The 16,336-nt window shown below is 71.6% G+C and carries 15 protein-coding genes; 10 read left to right on the forward strand and 5 right to left on the reverse strand.

Going from position 1 to position 16,336, the window contains the following annotated elements; genetic code table 11:
• Position 1: 1 nt before the first annotated feature.
• Complete coding sequence (locus CP973_RS01520; RefSeq protein ID WP_150236876.1) at positions 2–985, forward strand: NAD-dependent epimerase/dehydratase family protein; 984 nt, start codon at positions 2–4, stop codon at positions 983–985.
• On the opposite strand, the gene CP973_RS01525 is transcribed toward CP973_RS01520, so the two are convergent.
• Both CP973_RS01525 and CP973_RS01530 read right to left on the reverse strand, forming a co-directional pair.
• Entirely contained in the window at positions 939–2,618 is a 1,680-nt protein-coding gene (locus tag CP973_RS01525; RefSeq protein ID WP_150236877.1) for an MFS transporter, read from the reverse strand. The genes CP973_RS01520 and CP973_RS01525 overlap by 47 nt on opposite strands.
• The gene (locus CP973_RS01530; RefSeq protein ID WP_150236879.1) at positions 2,615–3,301 is read right to left on the reverse strand and encodes a TetR/AcrR family transcriptional regulator; all 687 of its coding nucleotides are present in this window, start codon (positions 3,299–3,301) and stop codon (positions 2,615–2,617) included. The genes CP973_RS01525 and CP973_RS01530 overlap by 4 nt, the downstream gene beginning before the upstream one ends.
• A 257-nt stretch (positions 3,302–3,558) precedes the next feature.
• Here CP973_RS01530 and CP973_RS01535 point away from each other — a divergent pair, with 257 nt between their 5' ends.
• The 4 genes from CP973_RS01535 to CP973_RS01550 all read left to right on the forward strand — a co-directional run bounded on the left by CP973_RS01535 (position 3,559) and on the right by CP973_RS01550 (position 9,147).
• The gene (locus CP973_RS01535) at positions 3,559–4,992 is read left to right on the forward strand and encodes a UDP-glucose dehydrogenase family protein (RefSeq protein WP_150236881.1); all 1,434 of its coding nucleotides are present in this window, start codon (positions 3,559–3,561) and stop codon (positions 4,990–4,992) included.
• A 156-nt stretch (positions 4,993–5,148) separates the two neighbouring features.
• A complete protein-coding gene (locus tag CP973_RS01540) occupies positions 5,149–6,810 on the forward strand; it encodes an MFS transporter (protein ID WP_244409230.1) in 1,662 nt (553 codons plus the stop codon).
• Between the two features lie 331 nt (positions 6,811–7,141).
• A complete protein-coding gene (locus tag CP973_RS01545) occupies positions 7,142–7,831 on the forward strand; it encodes a GntR family transcriptional regulator (protein WP_150236883.1) in 690 nt (229 codons plus the stop codon).
• The gene (locus CP973_RS01550; RefSeq protein WP_150236885.1) at positions 7,828–9,147 is read left to right on the forward strand and encodes an MFS transporter; all 1,320 of its coding nucleotides are present in this window, start codon (positions 7,828–7,830) and stop codon (positions 9,145–9,147) included. The genes CP973_RS01545 and CP973_RS01550 overlap by 4 nt, the downstream gene beginning before the upstream one ends.
• Before the next feature lie 186 nt (positions 9,148–9,333).
• Here the strand turns inward: CP973_RS01550 and CP973_RS01555 are convergent, their stop codons facing one another.
• Entirely contained in the window at positions 9,334–10,158 is an 825-nt protein-coding gene (locus CP973_RS01555; RefSeq protein WP_150236887.1) for a maleylpyruvate isomerase family mycothiol-dependent enzyme, read from the reverse strand.
• 143 nt (positions 10,159–10,301) lie between these two features.
• Between CP973_RS01555 and CP973_RS01560 the strand changes: the two genes are divergently transcribed.
• Complete coding sequence (locus tag CP973_RS01560; protein WP_150236889.1) at positions 10,302–11,090, forward strand: carbon-nitrogen family hydrolase; 789 nt, start codon at positions 10,302–10,304, stop codon at positions 11,088–11,090.
• Between the two features lie 51 nt (positions 11,091–11,141).
• Here the strand turns inward: CP973_RS01560 and CP973_RS01565 are convergent, their stop codons facing one another.
• Positions 11,142–11,636, reverse strand: coding sequence for an LURP-one-related/scramblase family protein (locus CP973_RS01565; RefSeq protein ID WP_150236891.1), 495 nt, complete (start codon positions 11,634–11,636; stop codon positions 11,142–11,144).
• Positions 11,637–11,864: 228 nt separating this feature from the next.
• Between CP973_RS01565 and CP973_RS01570 the strand changes: the two genes are divergently transcribed.
• Together CP973_RS01570 and CP973_RS01575 are read left to right on the forward strand one after the other, a co-directional pair.
• Positions 11,865–12,053, forward strand: a complete 189-nt coding sequence (locus CP973_RS01570; protein ID WP_150236893.1) for a hypothetical protein — start codon at positions 11,865–11,867, stop codon at positions 12,051–12,053.
• A 68-nt stretch (positions 12,054–12,121) separates the two neighbouring features.
• A complete protein-coding gene (locus tag CP973_RS01575) occupies positions 12,122–13,972 on the forward strand; it encodes an NHL domain-containing thioredoxin family protein (protein ID WP_150236895.1) in 1,851 nt (616 codons plus the stop codon).
• Between the two features lie 52 nt (positions 13,973–14,024).
• On the opposite strand, the gene CP973_RS40640 is transcribed toward CP973_RS01575, so the two are convergent.
• Positions 14,025–14,444, reverse strand: coding sequence for a DUF4232 domain-containing protein (locus tag CP973_RS40640; protein ID WP_280119012.1), 420 nt, complete (start codon positions 14,442–14,444; stop codon positions 14,025–14,027).
• Between the two features lie 76 nt (positions 14,445–14,520).
• Between CP973_RS40640 and CP973_RS40645 the strand changes: the two genes are divergently transcribed.
• A complete protein-coding gene (locus CP973_RS40645) occupies positions 14,521–14,742 on the forward strand; it encodes a hypothetical protein (RefSeq protein WP_244409232.1) in 222 nt (73 codons plus the stop codon).
• Between the two features lie 315 nt (positions 14,743–15,057).
• Positions 15,058–16,260, forward strand: coding sequence for a helix-turn-helix domain-containing protein (locus CP973_RS01585; RefSeq protein WP_150236899.1), 1,203 nt, complete (start codon positions 15,058–15,060; stop codon positions 16,258–16,260).
• Positions 16,261–16,336: the final 76 nt, after the last annotated feature.

The raw sequence follows: 16,336 nt of genomic DNA on the forward strand, positions 1-16,336 counted from the left end.
CATGCCTGCCAAGCCCGCCCGCCCGCTGCACGTCGTCCTCGGCACCGGCCCCGCCGGCCTCACGCTGGCCCAGGTCCTGTTGCGTCAGGGCCTGCGCGTACGGACCGTCGACCGCACGGGCCGCACCGTGCTGCCCGGCGCGGAGGCCGTCACCGCGGACCTCGGGTCCCCGGACGCCGCGCGGGAGGCCGTGCGGGGCGCCGAGGTGGTCTACCACTGCGTGAACGTCGCCTACGAGCTCCAGGTCGAGGTGATGCCCGCACTCCAGAAGGTGATCGTGGACGCCGTGGCCGCGGCGGGCGCGCGCCTGGTCGTGATGGACACCCTGTACCCGTACGGTCCGTCCGGCGGCGAGCTGCTGACCGAAAACTCCCCGTGGCGGGCCACCTCCCGCAAGGGCCGGATGCGGGCGGAGCTGGACGAGGCGTACCTGACGGCGCACGAGGCGGGGCGGCTGCCGGTCGTGCTGGCCCGCGCCGCCGACTTCTACGGGCCGCGCGTCCTCAACTCGACGCTCGGCGCGACGACCTTCCCGCCCGCCCTGACCGGCGGCACGGTGATGGCCATCGGCACGCTGGACCTGCCGCACAGCTTCACGTACATCGGGGATGTGGCCCGGGGGCTGGCCCGCCTCGGCCAGGAGCCGGACGAGTACGGGCGGGTCTGGCACCTGCCGACGGCCCCCGCGCCGACCGTGCGTGAGGTGCTGGACCTGGTGCGGGAGTGCGTCGGGACGCCGTTCGAGACCGAGGTGCTGACGGAACCGCGCGCCTGGGGGCCGTTCGACGAGGTCTTCATGGCGGAGTACGCCGAGCTGTTCTACCAGCACACCGAGGGGCAGACGATGGTCTCGGACGCGTTCGAGCAGCGCTTCGGCATGGCGCCGATGCCCCTGCGCGCGGGGATCGGCGCGACTGTCGACTGGTACCGCGGGTGGCTCATGGAGCGGAGTGGGGCGGGCGGTGCGGGCGGCGCGGCGGCCTGACGGACGCCCCGGACGCCCCGGACGCCCTGGCCAACTCGGCCGCCCCGGCCGCCCCGGCCGCCCCGGCCGCCCCGGCCGTCTCGGACACCCTGGCCGCCCCGGATACCCCGGGCAGCCCGGATACCCCGGCCACTTCCGTACGTCCCGGCAGTCGAAGCGCCAGGAGTACGCCGACGGCCGCCACCCCCGCGAGGATCAACAGCGTGGGGCCCATCGCCGAGACGAAGGCGAAGACGGAGGCGGAGGCGGAGGGAGAGGCGGGGGAAGAGGTGGGGGCAGAGGCGGAGGACCAGGTGGCGGGCGAGGCTCCCGCGCCTGCCCCCGCCGTCCCCGCCCCCGCGAACGCGGTCATCAGCATCGTCGCCGCGGCCACCCCCACCGCCGGCCCGACGTTCATCGCCGTCTGCTGGAGGCCGCCCGCCACCCCGGCGGTGTGCGCGGGGGCCTGGCGCACGATCGCGGCCGTCGCGGTGACCATCACCGTCCCGAATCCGGCGCCCAGCAGGAGGAAGCAGCCGCCGATGGCCACGGTGCCCGCATCCTGGTCGAGGCGGGACAACAGGAGGACGCCGGCGGTGAGCAGCAGCGCCCCGCACGTCGTCGTACGGCGCGTGCCGAGCCGCCGCTGCACCGCGGCCGACACCGGGGCGCCCACCACCATCATCACGGCGAGCGGCAGGGTTTCCAGCCCGGCGCGGAACGGGTCCAGCGCGAGTACGTCCTGGAGGTAGTACGTGCAGAGGAACAGGGCGCCGAACATGGCCGCCGTCGCCGTGACCAGGAGGCCGAGCGCGGGGGTGACGCCCGGTGCGCGCAGCACGTCCGGCGGGATCAGCGGGCCGGGGGTGCGCCGCTCGTGCCGTACGAAGACGCCGCCCGCCACGGCGGCGACGGCGAGCCCCAGCACGGTGGCCGGTGCCCAGCCGCTCTCCGGCAGGCCGACGAGTGTGTGCACCAGCCCGCCCAGCGCCACGGCGAGCAGCAGCGCGCCGGGCAGGTCGAGACGTACGGCCGGAGAAGCTGTCCCCGTCGGCTTCGGCATCCGTACGGCAAGGGAGGAGGCCTCCGTCCGCTTCGGCATCCGTACGGCGACAGCCAAGCCACAAGCGGCCAGCGCGGGTACGACGTTGAGGAAGAAGACCGCTCGCCAGCCCAGTTGAGCGGCGAGCGCGCCGCCGAGGACCGGCCCGGCCGCGGCGGCCAGCCCGATCGCGCTCGTCCGCACGGCGATCGGCGTACCGATCCGGTCGGGCGGATAGACGGCCCGCAGCATGCCCAGCGTGGCCGGTTGCAGCAGCGCGCCGAACACGCCCTGGGCGACGCGCAGCCCGATCAGCCAGTGGATGTCGGTGGCCAGTCCGATGCCCGCCGAGGTGAGGGCGAAACCGAGCACTCCGGTGGCGAAGACCTGCCGGTGGCCGTACCGGTCGCCGAGGCGGCCCGCGAGGACGAGCAGGCCCGCCACGGCGATCAGATAGCCGGTGCCCGCCCACTGGACCTGCACGAACGAGGCGCCCAGGTCGCGTTGGAGGGTGGGCTGTACGACGGTCAGCACCGTGCCGTCCAGGGCGACGATCACCGCTCCGGTGATGCTGCTGATGAGGGTGAGGTGCTGGAGGCGGCGCGGGTTCACCGGGGGGCCGGGCCCAGGTGGGCGTCGAGCGCGGCGCGCAGCAGCGGCTCGACGTCGCCGGCGCCGGTCGCCAGCTGGAGCGCGCCCCAGCTCCACAGCTGGGCGATGCCGTGCAGGTTCGCCCAAAGCGCGCCCGCGACGGACTGTGGTTCGGCGGACGGGTAGGTGTCAGTGGTCGGGCGGGTGTCGGTGGTCGGCCAGGTGCCGACGGTCGGGCGGGTGCCGGCCTCTGAGCGCGACCGTACCCGGGCGACCAAGTCGACGAGGGTGGTGAACATCGGCAGACTGGTCTCCCGCAGCCCGAGATGGCCGCTCTCCAGCAGATCGTGGCGGAACATCAGCTCATACATGCCGGGATGCGTACGGGCGAAATCGAGGTAGGCGCGGGCCATGCCGAGAAGTTGGGCGCGCGGGTTCGATTGCGGCTGCGCGTCCGCCTCTGCTGCCAAGTGTTCCGACAATTCCTCGAATCCCCGCCGGGCGATGGCGGACAGCAGAGAGAGATGCGTCGGGAAATAGCGGCGCGGTGCCCCGTGCGAGACGCCCGCGCGGCGCGCGATTTCCCGCAGCGTCAGCGCCTGTACCCCTTCGGCCGCCACGAGTTCGGCTCCGACGGTGACCAGGCGGGCGCGCAGGCCGCCGTCTTCCTGTTCCGGCGCGCCGGGCGCGTTCGTCCTGTCCATAGACACTGTCTACCAGGCCGAGTAGACAGTGTCTACTCGGCGTGAGGAAAGGCCGTGAAGGAAGGGCCGTGAAGCGGCCTTTCAGGGCCGTTAAGCGGCCTTTCAGGGCCGCACCGCACGCCTTCTCCCGTACAGGAGGCCTTCTCCGGCTGCGTACCCGCACCGCACCTCGCACACTGGGAACAATTGCCTCGTCGCACGGGGGAATCCACCGGCGGGGCGCATCAAATCAGCAGGACCGAAGGGGCTGATTTGGGATGCGAGTCGCCGTCATAGGACAGGGATACGTGGGCTTGACCGGAGCGGTCGCCCTGGCCCACCAAGGGCATCACGTCACCGGGATCGAACAGGATCCGGACCGGCTGCGCGTCCTGGAAGCGGGGCGGGCGCCGGTCTTCGAACCCGGGCTGCCGGAGCAGCTGACGGCCGCACAGGCCACCGGCCGGCTCCGCTTCGCCCGTTCCGTCACCGAGACCCACCGGCGGACACCGTTCGACATCGTCCTCGTCACCGTCGGAACACCGCCCGCGCCGGACGGCTCCGCCGACCTGACGCAGGTGACCTCCGTACTGAACGAGGTCCTGCAACTGCTGCCCGCGCCCTGCGTGGTGCTCAAGTCGACCGTGCCGCCCGGCACCAGCGCCATGCTCGCCGAGGCCTACCCGCGGCTGCGCGAACGCTTCGCGTACAACCCGGAGTTCCTCAACCAGGGCAGTGCGCTGGAGGACTGGGCCGTCCCCGCCCGGATCGTGGTCGGCACCTGGCACGAGAACGGACTGCGGGCGCTGCGCGAGCTGTACGCGGAGGTGTCCGCGCCCTGGGTCGAGACGACACCCTCCGGCGCGGAGATGATCAAGTACGCGAGCAACGCCTTCCTCGCCACGAAGATCAGCTTCGCGAACGAGGTGGCCGGCATGTGCTGCGGTCCGGACATCGACATCGACCACGTGATGCTGGGCGTCGGCTTCGACCCCCGTATCGGCCACGCCTTCCTCCAGCCCGGCCTCGGGTACGGCGACTCCTGCCTGCCCAAGGACACCCACGCACTGGCCCACTGGGCGAGCACCGAGGGCCTGGCGACACCGCTGCTGCGCGCCACCATCGCCGTCAACGACGCCCAGTTCGGCCTGGCCATCCAGATGCTGCGCGCCGAACTCGGCGACGGACCCGCCGACGGCCTGGCGGACGCGGAGATAGCGGTACTCGGCGTACGGTACGAGCCCTGGAGCGACGACCTGCGCGCGGCACCCAGCCGTACGGTGGTCCCGGCGCTGCTCGGCCAGGGCGCGCGGGTGCGGGTCTGGGACCCGGGCACCGACGCGGACGCCATCACCGGGCTGTTCCCCGGCGCCCGTGCGGCAGAGGGGCTGACGGAGGCGGTCGAGGGTGCGCACGCCGTCGTCGTGCTGACCGAGTGGCCGCAGGCGATCGAGGCCGACTGGCAGGCGCTGGCCGCCCTGCTCCACGAGCCGCGGCTGATCATCGACGGCAAGAACTGCCTCAATCCCGAGCGGATGGGCGAGCTGTCCGTCCGGTACCGCAGCGTCGGTACCCGGCTGCCCGCCTCGGCCGTCGACGGGCGCGCCGGACCGGCGGCCACGGCCGGTGCCCGCGGTGGCGCCGAGCCGGCACCGGAAGTCGCCGTCCGCGAACTCCCTCCGGAGCCGCCACCCCCTCTCCCAGACCGGTGAATCTCGGGAGGTAAGGGACCATGTGCCGCTCGCTGTGGGTACGGGCACAGGGACACTGCGGTCGGTCCCACAGCGAGAAGAGCGTTTCACGTGAAACAGCCACCCACGCTGGACGATCCGCCTCCGGGCGGAGTCCCCCCGGGCCCCCCGGAGGCGATGCCTGCGGAGCCGTCGGCATGGGCGCCCATGCGCCGCCGGATGTTCCGGGCGCTGTGGACGGCCCAGCTTGCGGCCAACATGGGCACCTGGATGCAGACGGTCGGCGCCCAATGGCTGATGGGCGACCTCGGCGGCGGACCGCTGGAGGTGGCCCTCGTCCAGACGGCCACCACGCTGCCGGTCTTCGCGCTGGTGGTACCGGCCGGCGCGCTGGGTGACATCCTCGACCAGCGGCGGCTGCTCCTCGGCGGGCAGCTGCTGATGTTCCTCGGGGCGGCCGGGCTGGCCGCCGTCACCGGCGCCGACCAGGTGACCCCGACCCTGCTGCTCCTGCTCACCGCCCTCATGGGTGTGGGCGAGGCGTTCTGCATCTCCTCCTTCCAGGCCATCCAGCCCGAGCTGGTCAGCAAGGAGGAGATCCCCCAGGCGGCATTGCTGAACAGCGCCAACGGCAACGTCGCGCGTGCCGCCGGACCGGCCCTGGGCGGCCTGCTCATCTCGGCCGCGGGCCCGGCGGCCACGTTCGGGATCAACGCGCTGTCCTTCCTGGGCGTCATGGTCGTGCTCTACGCCTGGCGACGGCCCGCCACCCACCGGCCGCTGGGCTCGGAGCACGTACGGGGCGCGATCCGCGCGGGAGCCCGGTATGTGCGCAGGGCGCCCGAGTTCGGTGCCGTACTCGGCCGCTCCGGGCTTTTCATGCTGTTCGCGGGCGGGTTGTGGGCGCTGCTCCCGGCGGTCGCGCGCGGCCCGCTGGGCATGAGTGCCGGGGGATACGGGCTGCTGCTGGGCTGTGTCGGCGTGGGCGCGGTGGCCGGCGCGCTCGCGCTGCCCGCCGTACGGCCCCGTACGACGACGAACGGCCTGGTCACCGTCGCCATGGTGCTGTACGCGGCGACCATGGCGGTGATCGGCCTGGTGAACTCATCGATCGTGGCCGCGCTCGCCCTGATCGTCTCGGGCCTGGCCTGGGTGGCCGTGCTGTCCACTCTCTCCGCCTCGGCGCAGATCCTGCTCCCCGTATGGGCACGCACCCGTGCGCTCGCCTACTACCAGCTGGTCTTCATGGGCGGGCAGGCGCTGGGCGGCGTGGGCTGGGGTCTGGTGGCCGACTGGTTCGGCGTGCAGAGCGCGTTCGTGATCGCGGGCATCGGGCTGGTGCTGGCGACCGTCGCGGGCATGCGGACGATGCCGCTGCCCGCCGGGCACATCGACATGGAGCACGTCCAGCACTGGCCCGAGCCGGAGAGCATGGAGACGCCGGGCCGGAACCTCGGGCCCGTGCTGGTCATCGTGGAATGGCAGGTGGACCGGGCCAACGCGGAGGCGTTCATCCAGGCCATGCGGCCGGTCGGGCAGGCGCGGCGGCGTACCGGCGCGACGATCTGGGGCCTGTACGAGGACATGGACGACCCGACGGTCTTCCTGGAGACCTTCACCGTCGTCTCCGAACGCGAGCACCTGCGCCAGCACCTGGAACGCGGCACCAAGAAGGACCAGGAGCTGGAACTGCGCGCCCGCGGCCTGACCCGGCCGGGCACCGCCCCTCGCGTACGCCACCTGATCTGGGCGTACGCGCTCGATCGCAGCGATGAGCTGTCGGATCACGACGGGGGGATGACGGCGAACGACGGGGAACTGTCGGCCCACCGGCACTGAAGGGGCGGGCAAGGCTGTCGGCCCGCCGCCACGAAGGGGCGGTACGGGCACGTAGGTCTGTCGGCCCGCCGACATGAAGGGGCGGTACAGGCCCGTAGGTCTGTCGGTCCGCCGGCATGAAGGGGCGGTACAGGCCCATAGGTCTGTCGGCCCGCCGACATGAAGGGGCGGGCAAGGCACGCAGGGCTGTCAGCCCATCGGCGCTGAAGGGCGGTACAGGCACACAGGACTGCCGCCCACCAGGGCCTGACGGCCCCGTCCCCCCTCCCCGCCCGTCCCGAATACTGGACCACCCTGCCCGACGCATACGTGTTGTATCTATGCTGTGCGCATGCCATCAGCCGCCGCTCCGGTCACAGTCGTCCCGGAATCTCCCACCCCCGCGAAAACCCCGCCCGCCGCCGAGCGCGTCTACGCGTACGTCAAGCAAGCCGTACTGGAACGGCGCTACGAGGGCGGCATGCTGCTCACCGAAGGCGAGCTGGCCGAGGCCGTAGGCGTGTCCCGCACGCCCGTACGGGAAGCGCTGCTGCGCCTTGAGGTCGAGGGGCTGATGAAGCTCTACCCGAAGAAGGGCGCCATGGTCCTGCCGGTCTCCGCGCAGGAGATCGCGGACGTCGTGGAGACCCGCCTGCTGGTCGAGGAGCACGCGGCCCGCAAGGCCGTGCCGGCCCCGCCCGCGCTCATCACCGAGCTGGAGGAGCAGCTCGCGAAGATGGAGGAGCTGGCCGCCTCCGGCGACCTCGCCGCCGTCTCCGTCGCCGACCGCTGCTTCCACGCGGCGATCGTGCGCAGCGCGGGCAACCGGATCCTGGACCGGCTGTACGAGCAGCTGCGCGACCGGCAGCTGCGGATGGGCGTCGCCGTGATGCACGCCAATCCGGACCGGATCGCGAAGAACATCGCCGAGCACGGGGAGATCCTGCGGGCGCTGCGCGCCGGGGACGCGGACGCGGCCGTGGACGCCGTGCACCGCCACGTCAGCTGGGTGCGGAACCTGGCCCAGGGAGACGTCCGATGAGCGGCTCCACCACGAGTCAGGGCGCCCTCCTCCCCGGCGACCCGCCCGGCGGCCGCAAGGCCATGGCGGTCTGGGGCATCGGCGTCGCCGTCTACTTCGTGGCGATCACCTACCGTACGAGCCTCGGCGTGGCCGGACTGGACGCGGCGGATCGTTTCCACATCAACGCTTCCGCCCTCTCCACCTTCTCCATCCTCCAACTGCTCGTCTACGCGGGCATGCAGATACCCGTCGGCCTGCTGGTCGACCGGCTCGGCACCAAGAAGGTGCTGATCCTGGGCGTGGTGCTGTACACCGTCGGCCAGTTCGGCTTCGCGCTGTCCGAGTCCTACGCCATGGCGCTGGGCTCGCGGGCGCTGCTCGGGTGCGGTGACGCGATGACGTTCATCAGCGTGCTGCGCCTGGGCGCGCGCTGGTTCCCGGCCCGGCGCGGCCCGCTGATAGCCCAGATCGCCGCCCTCATCGGGATGGCGGGCAACCTCGTCTCCACCCTGGTCCTCGCCCGGCTGCTGCACACCTTCGGCTGGACCCCGACCTTCGCGGCCAGCGCGCTGGGCGGCATCGTCGTACTCGTCCTGGTGCTGGCCTTCCTCAAGGACCACCCCCAGGGTTACGAGCCCGCCCCGGCGCCCGCCACACACACCGGCGCCGCGTTCGTCCGCCGCCAGATAGCCGACGCCTGGCGCGAGCCGGGCACCCGGCTGGGCATGTGGGTGCACTTCACCACCCAGTTCCCGGCGATGGTCTTCCTGCTGCTGTGGGGCCTGCCGTTCCTCGTCGAGGCCCAGGGCCTGACGCGCGGTGAGGCGGGCGAACTGCTCACCCTCGTCGTCCTGTCCAACATGGTCGTCGGCCTGGTCTACGGACAGGTCATCGCCCGCCACCACGCCGCCCGTACGCCGCTGGCGCTCGGCACCGTCGCCGTGACCGCCCTGCTGTGGGCGGCCACGCTGGCCTGGCCGGCCGACCACGCGCCCGTATGGCTGCTGATCGTGCTGTGCACGGTGCTCGGCGCCTGCGGTCCCGCTTCGATGATCGGCTTCGACTTCGCCCGCCCGGCCAACCCGCCGGAGCGCCAGGGCACCGCCTCCGGCATCGTCAACATGGGCGGCTTCACGGCCTCGATGACGACGCTGCTGGCGATCGGCGTCCTGCTGGACGCCACCGGCGACAACTACCGCGTCGCGTTCGTCTCGGTCTTCGTCCTCCAGGCGCTCGGCGTCACCCAGATCCTGCGGCTGCGCGGGCGGGCGCACCGGCGGGAGCGGGAACGCCTGGTGACGAGCCGGGTGGAGGCGGTGCACGTACCGGCGTAACAAGGCAGCGCGCGTACCGACGTAACAGGGCACCGCACCTACCGGCGTAACGCGACAGTGCACGTACCGGAGTAACAGGGCAGCGCGCATACCGGCATAACAGAGCAGTGCACGTACCGGCGTAACAGGACAGCGCACATACCGGTGTGCCGGGGCGGCCGGAGCCGGCAGCGCGCGGCGGCGGCCCTACGGCGTGATCGCGAAGCGCTCCAGGATCGCCTCCGCCAGCGCCCGCTCGCCGTCGATCTTGACCTGGTCGGCGACGGCGGCGGGCCGCACCCGGCCGCAGGCCAGCCGGAAGAACGTCTCCCAGTCCATGGAGAGCGTCACGGCCGGGCCGAGCGGGACGCTCTCGTCGATCGAGCCGTTGCCCTGCGCGTCGATCCGGACCGTCCGCATGAACTCCAGCGCGCCGCTCACATCGAAGACGACGGCCGAACCGGCGGGCGCGCCCGCGTGCTTGGCGACCACCTTCGGCAGCGCGAGCAGCAGCAGGTCGCGGGTGAGCTGCGCGCCGGGCGAGTCGAGATTGCCGGGCACGGTCAGCGCGTGGCGCAGGTCCTGTTCGTGGACCCATACGTCGAACGCCCGCTGCCGCAGGGCGTACGCCAGCGTGCGGTCCTCGCCGAGCGGGGTGCGCATCACCGTCTCGGGGTCACGGGTCTCGTTGCGCAGCGACCGCGCGCGACGGATGATCATGTACTCCAGCTCGGCGGTCATCTCCGGGCCGGTGTGGTGCCGCCGGACGTCCACCTGGAGCTCCATCCGGCGGGCGAAATCCGTACGTACGTGATAGAGGTCGCGCGGCAGGGAGTGGATGGGCCGGGGGTCCCCGAGCATCTCGCTCTCCAGGCCGATGATGTGCGAGACGATGTCGCGCACGGACCACCCCGGAAGGTCCGTCGCCCGGTTCCACTCGCCTTCGACCAGTGGCTTGACCAGCTCGGATATCGCTTCGATGGAGTGCGTCCAGGCGTCGATTGAGGGCTGCAGGCTGGGATGGACGGTCACGGAACCCCTCGGACGGTCGTACGCGGGCTGCTGTCTGTGCAGTTAAGTTACGCTGCGCACGGGCACCCCGGCAGTGCTTTCGGGTGACCATCGTAGGTCGATTTTTGACGGCGAACCGGCTCGAATGCTTAGGCGGTGGTACTGTGCGCGCTTCACTGATCCAGCTTCACGTGGACACGGCGGAACCGGTCAACGCACGTCGCGAGCGGGCCGGTTCGCTGGTCCGCGAGCGCGCGACCAGCGATCTCGTTGTCCTCCCCGAGCTGTGGCCGGTCGGCGCCTTCGCGTTCGAGACGTTCGCCGACCAGGCGGAACCGCTCGAAGGCCCCACGTACCAGGCGATGTCCGAAGCCGCCCGGGACGCTGCCGTCTGGCTGCACGCCGGCTCCTTCGTGGAGCACTCCCCCGACGGCACCCTCTACAACACCTCCCTCGTCTTCTCCCCCGACGGACGGCTCGCCGCTTCCTACCGGAAGATCCACCGCTTCGGCTTCGACAAGGGCGAAGCGGTCCTGATGGGCGCCGGCGACAAGCCCGTCACCGTCCCGCTCCCCGACACCACCCTCGGCCTGGCCACCTGCTACGACCTGCGCTTCCCCGAACTCTTCCGCCAGTTGGTGGACGCCGGCGCACAGACCCTCGTCATCCCCGCCGGCTGGCCCGCCCGCCGCCGCGCCCACTGGTCGCTGCTGGCCCGCGCCCGCGCGGTGGAGAACCAGAGCTACGTACTGGCCTGCGGCACCGCGGGCACGAACGGCGGCGTCGAGCAGGCCGGCCACAGCGTCGCCGTGGACCCGTGGGGCGAGGTGCTGGCGGAGGCCGGCCCGTACGAGGAAGTGCTGACCGTGGAGCTGGATCCGGCCAAGGTGAGCAAGACCCGCGCCGACTTCCCGGCGCTGCGCGACCGGGTACTGGGCCTGGCGACTCCGTGACCGTGCGGGTCCGGGCGTGGCGCCCCCTTAACCGTATGCCGGCGCCGGGCCTCAGCCCTCCCCCCGCTCCCGCTCCGCCAGCCGGATCACACCCACCGCGACGGCGATGAGCAGCGGGGGATCGGCGTCCTCCCGCACCACCTGCACCGCGTAGGCGTCCCGTACGGACAGCCAGCGGCGCGAGATGTCGGCCAGCAGTTCGCCGTCGTACTCGACGGCGAACTCGCGGTCCAGGATCTTGCCGCTGACATCCAGCTCGGTGCCGTCCACCAGTTCCACGCGGTAGTGGTTGCGCAGCAGCGACAGCCGCTTGCGCCGGATGGTGGCCAGCGGCCGGTCGTCCCGCTCGATGGTCATGGTGTCGCGCAGGGCGAGCCACTTCTTGCGGATGGTCACCAGGACGCGCCGCTGGGCGTCCTTCAGCTCGAAGGTCTCGCGCAGCCGCAGCGCCTTCCCGTCGACGAGATAAACGTGCCGCCCGTGTTCATCATCGATCCAGTAATCGTCACCGATGCCGAAGATCCGGTCATGAATGAGAAACCTCATGCCGGACATGTTCCCGGCCACCACCCGCCAGCGGCCCACACCACACCGCACCACTCCCCACCGGTCCACACCCCTCCCCTCCTCGCTCTCCTCCTCCCTCCCCTCCCCTCCCCGCCCCTCCCCGACCCGCCATCACAGGACCCGGCGGCCCGTACAGCCAGGTGACCTTCCGCTCCCCCCTCGCGGGTCCTTCACCACCCCGCGCCGCCCCGCGCGGACCATGGCCCCATGGCAGAAGCGGTCACCACACGTCGGTTCACTCCCGAGGCGGGCTGTTCCCGCTGCACCACCCTCGACATGGCCCGCCGCCACGCGAAGGCCATCCACGACCGCAGCGCCGAGACGGACGCCCGCGTGCTGATCAGACAGCACATGCACAGGGATCACGGGACGGTACTGGAGGTGGGGTGGACGTGAGGGCGGCCCGGGGCCGTGTGTCGTACACCCGTGACCGCGTGTTCATGCCCAAGTGGCACCCTTGAACCATGAACGACGCCGCCCCCGCTTCGAACACCCCGCGCCGCGCCCGTGTCCGCGCCCCCGAGCTGATCGGCAAGGGCGGCTGGCTGAACACCGGCGGTAAGGAATACACCCTCGCCGACTTCCGAGGTCGCATTTTGATCTTGGATTTTTGGACCTTCTGCTGCGTGAACTGCCTCCACGTCCTCGACGAGCTGCGGGAGCTGGAGGAGCGGCACCGGGACACCGTGGTGATCATCGGGGTGCACTCGCCGAAGTTCGTGCACGAGGCCGAGCATCAGGCCGTCGTGGACGCCGTCGAGCGGTACGAGGTCGAGCACCCGGTGCTGGACGACCCCGAGCTGGCCACCTGGAAGCAGTACGCGGTGCGGGCCTGGCCGACGCTCGTCGTCATCGACCCCGAGGGCTACGTCGTCGCCCAGCACGCCGGTGAGGGGCACGCCCACGCCATCGAGACGCTGGTGGCGGAGCTGGAGGCGGAGCACGAGGCGAAGGGGACGCTGCGGCGCGGCGACGGGCCGTACGTACCGCCGGAGCCGGTCGCCACCGACCTGCGCTTCCCGGGCAAGGCGCTGCGCCTGCCCGGCGGCACCTTCCTGGTCTCCGACACCACCCGCCACCAGCTCGTGGAGCTGGCCGCGGACGGCGAGACCGTACTGCGCCGGATCGGCAGCGGCGAGCGCGGCTTCGGCCCGGACTCCTTCAGCGAGCCGCAGGGCCTGGCGCTGCTGCCGGACGGCAAGGTGGCTGTCGCCGACACCGTCAACCACGCGATCCGTACGTTCGACCCGGAGACCGGCGAGATCGCGACGGTGGCCGGGACCGGCAAGCAGTGGTGGCAGGGTTCGGCGACCTCCGGCCCCGCCCTCGACGTCGATCTGTCCTCGCCGTGGGACGTGGCCTGGTGGCAGGACCGGCTGTGGATCGCGATGGCGGGCGTACACCAGCTGTGGACGTACGACCCGGCCACCGGGACCGTCGGGGCGGCCGCCGGTACGACCAACGAGGGCCTGGTGGACGGGCCGGCCGCGGAGGCGTGGTTCGCGCAGCCGTCCGGCCTGGCGGCGGCCGGTGACCGGCTGTGGATCGCGGACTCCGAGACCAGCGCGGTCCGCTGGCTGGACACGGACCTCGTCGTGCACACCGCGGTCGGCACCGGCCTGTTCGACTTCGGCCACCGCGACGGCGCGGCATCCCAGGCGCTCCTCCAGCACCCGCTGGGCGTCACCGCGCTGCCCGACGGCTCGGTGGCCGTCTCCGACACGTACAACCACGCGCTGCGCCGCTACGACCCCGCGACCGGCGAGGTCAGCACGCTCGCGACGGACCTGCGCGAACCGTCCGACGCGGTACTCGTGGGCGGCGAGGGCTCCGGTGACCCGGAGATCGTCGTGGTCGAGTCGGCGCGGCACCGGCTGACCCGCCTGCGGCTGCCCGAGGAGGCCGTACGGGTCGAGTCCGTCGCCCACCGCACGCAGCGCGCGGCGACCGAGGTCGGCCCCGGCAAACTCCGCCTCGACGTCATCTTCCAGGCCCCGGCCGGCCAGAAACTGGACCTCCGGTACGGCCCGTCCACCCGCCTCCTGGTCAGCTCCACGCCCCCGGAACTCCTGGCCTCCGGCGACGGCGCGGACACCGACCTCGCCCGCGACCTGGTCCTGGCGGACGGCGTGACGGAGGGCGTGCTGCACGTCTCCGCGATGGCGGCGTCCTGCGACGACGACCCGGCGATCGAGTACCCGGCCTGCCATGTGCACCAGCAGGACTGGGGCGTCCCGGTGCGGGTCGTCGAGGGCGGGACGGAGCGGCTGGCGCTGGTGCTGGCGGGGATGGACGAGGGCGCGGCCCAGCAGTAGCCGGTCAGGGACGGGCGGCCCTCGCCCGGGCCGCCCGCCGTCCGCCCCACCGCTACCCCTTCGGCTTCGTATAGCTCTCCGCCCGGTTCAGCGTGCTCTGCCAGTACGTGACCTGGGAGGCGCCCACCGCCACCGGCGCGTTACGGAAGTCGACGCGCTGCGGCGGCCCCTTCGGGCTGCCGTTCACATCACTGCCACTGAACTCGACCGTCGCGTACGTCTTCTTGCCGCTGCCCTTTTCGGCGGCGGTGCCGGTCGGAATGCTCGCCCAGATGGTCCCCTTGGGCCGTACGGTCTCCACGTCCCCGCCCATGACATTGCTGTCCTTGAGCAGCGGCAGCGGGTCCTTCGCCCCGTTGAAGCGGACCAGCGGGTGGTTGTAGACCAGGCAGGAGCGGGTGCTGCTGGTATTCACGGCCTTGATCACCACATGATCGTTGGGCGCGTGCGAATAAATCTCGAACCGGAACATCCCGGGCCCGCACGCCCGCGCACCGCCTGACCCGGCCGCCGCACCGGCACCCGCACCGGCCGCCGCCCCACCGCCGATGATCTTTTTCTTCTTGCTCTTGGACGAGGACTTCGACGACTTCGACGACGACTTCGACGACGATTTCTTCGAGCTCTTGCTGCTCTTCGAATTCCCGGAACAGCCGGTCAGAGCGACCGACCCGGCCATCGCGACGGCGAGCGCCGCGTACGCGGCGGGGCGGCGGGAGCGGCGTGCGGTCATGGGTCCCCCAGGGGTGTCACTGCGAATAGTGGTATGAGTGCGGCGGTGGTGCGTGTGACGGTGTCATGGCAACGACACCATAGCGAGTGGCCGGTGATACGCCAGAGCCGTCGGGGGCGCCTCGTCGTCAGTGACCGGCCTTGTCGCTTTTCTTCGTATTGAGGGTCGGTCCGCGAAGGGTGAGCCGATTGCATTGATCACGTACGGCGGAATGTCGCATTTCCGGGCAGGATATGCGTCGGTGCGTCGGTGCGTTTCGCATTCCGGGGCTTCTGCTCGTCGTTGGAGTGTCAGCGGCGGGCCCTACCATCGGAGTAAGCCGCCGAGCCTGATCGAACCCACCGAGGTGATCGTGAGCAACTGGGCCGATTTCACGACTGGTAAGCGCATCAAGCACCTGCGGGGTTCCGACCTGACGCAGCAGGGGCTCGCCGAGGCCGCGGGCGTGTCCCTCGCCCTGGTGCAGAAGGCCGAGCAGGACCGTGGCGAGCTGTCCGTGGGTTCGCTGCTCAGGATCGCCGGTGCGCTGAACACGGACGTATCCGTGGTCTTGGGCCAACAGGCACCGCGCCGGGGCGCGAGCCGGGACACCAGGGCCGCGCTGCGGAGGCTTTCCGACGCGGTGCACGAGAGTGCCCTCGGGGACTGGGACGGTGCGGGGGAGCCGAGCACGCTCGGCGAGCTGTCAGCCGCCCACAAGCGCGTGGAGGTCACGTACTGGCGCGGCGACTACGGTGAGTTGAGCGAGCTCATCGCCAAGGTGCTGCTCGAAGGAAGCGTCCGGTACGGGCAGGCGACGGGGTACGAGCGCGAACGACTGGGGTCGGTCCTCGCCGGCACGTACCAGTTCGCGTCGTCGGCCGCGATCCTGCTCGGCCAGCGCGATCTCGCCCTGAGCGCACTCACCTCCGCGCGCCGCCTGGCCGAAGACTCCGGTGATGTCGTGCTGGCCGCGCTCCTGGAGTCGACGTTGTCATGGATCCACCTGCGTAGCGCGAAGGTTTCCCGGGCGGTGGCCGTCGCCGAGCGTGCCGCGCTGCGGATCGAGCCGTCGTTCAGCAAGGCGTCCGGCCCGCAACTGCTCGCATACGGACGGCTGATGATCTCCGCGGCGGTCGCCGCCTCGCGACGCGGCGATTCCGTATCCGCGGATGACTACCTGTCGCAGGCGCACGCGGCAGCGGCGAGGCTCGGTCGGGACGTGGCGCTGTACGGCACCCACTTCGGCCCCACCGCGGCGAACACCGAAGCCGTGGGAATCGCCGTGGCGCTCGGAAACTACGGAAAGGCGCTTGGCCTGGCATCCCGCACGGAACTGCCACCTTCCATGCCCAAACTCGCGCGCAACCGCTACAAGCTCGACGTTGCCCTCGCCCAGTGCGGGACCGGCCTCCACGACCAGGCAGGCAACACGCTGGTCGAAGTCGGGCTCGACGCTCCGGAATGGGTCAGGCACCAGGCGTTGCCCGCCGTCATCGGGAAGCGGCTCGCGAACGTCTCGACGGCACGTGTCCGACGGATCGGTGAGGTGATCGGAGTGCCCTTGATCGCATGAGTCCCACGGAGCGTACGAGCCGGGACCGGTGGCCGCCGTCGGTCCTACGCCTCATCACTTCACCGTGCGCGAGTGT

It is taken from the genome of Streptomyces albofaciens JCM 4342, assembly GCF_008634025.1.
GTDB classification, from domain to species: Bacteria; Actinomycetota; Actinomycetes; order Streptomycetales; family Streptomycetaceae; genus Streptomyces; species Streptomyces albofaciens.

Coding starts and splice junctions, on each gene's coding strand:
- CP973_RS01575 (WP_150236895.1), top strand. CDS start 12,122: ATGAACGACGCCGCCCCCGCTTCGAACACCCCGCGCCGCGCCCGTGTC.
- CP973_RS40640 (WP_280119012.1), bottom strand. CDS start 14,444: ATGTTCCGGTTCGAGATTTATTCGCACGCGCCCAACGATCATGTGGTG.
- CP973_RS01520 (WP_150236876.1), top strand. CDS start 2: ATGCCTGCCAAGCCCGCCCGCCCGCTGCACGTCGTCCTCGGCACCGGC.
- CP973_RS01540 (WP_244409230.1), top strand. CDS start 5,149: ATGCCTGCGGAGCCGTCGGCATGGGCGCCCATGCGCCGCCGGATGTTC.
- CP973_RS01570 (WP_150236893.1), top strand. CDS start 11,865: ATGGCAGAAGCGGTCACCACACGTCGGTTCACTCCCGAGGCGGGCTGT.
- CP973_RS01550 (WP_150236885.1), top strand. CDS start 7,828: ATGAGCGGCTCCACCACGAGTCAGGGCGCCCTCCTCCCCGGCGACCCG.
- CP973_RS01565 (WP_150236891.1), bottom strand. CDS start 11,636: ATGAGGTTTCTCATTCATGACCGGATCTTCGGCATCGGTGACGATTAC.
- CP973_RS01545 (WP_150236883.1), top strand. CDS start 7,142: ATGCCATCAGCCGCCGCTCCGGTCACAGTCGTCCCGGAATCTCCCACC.
- CP973_RS40645 (WP_244409232.1), top strand. CDS start 14,521: ATGATCTTTTTCTTCTTGCTCTTGGACGAGGACTTCGACGACTTCGAC.
- CP973_RS01535 (WP_150236881.1), top strand. CDS start 3,559: ATGCGAGTCGCCGTCATAGGACAGGGATACGTGGGCTTGACCGGAGCG.
- CP973_RS01530 (WP_150236879.1), bottom strand. CDS start 3,301: ATGGACAGGACGAACGCGCCCGGCGCGCCGGAACAGGAAGACGGCGGC.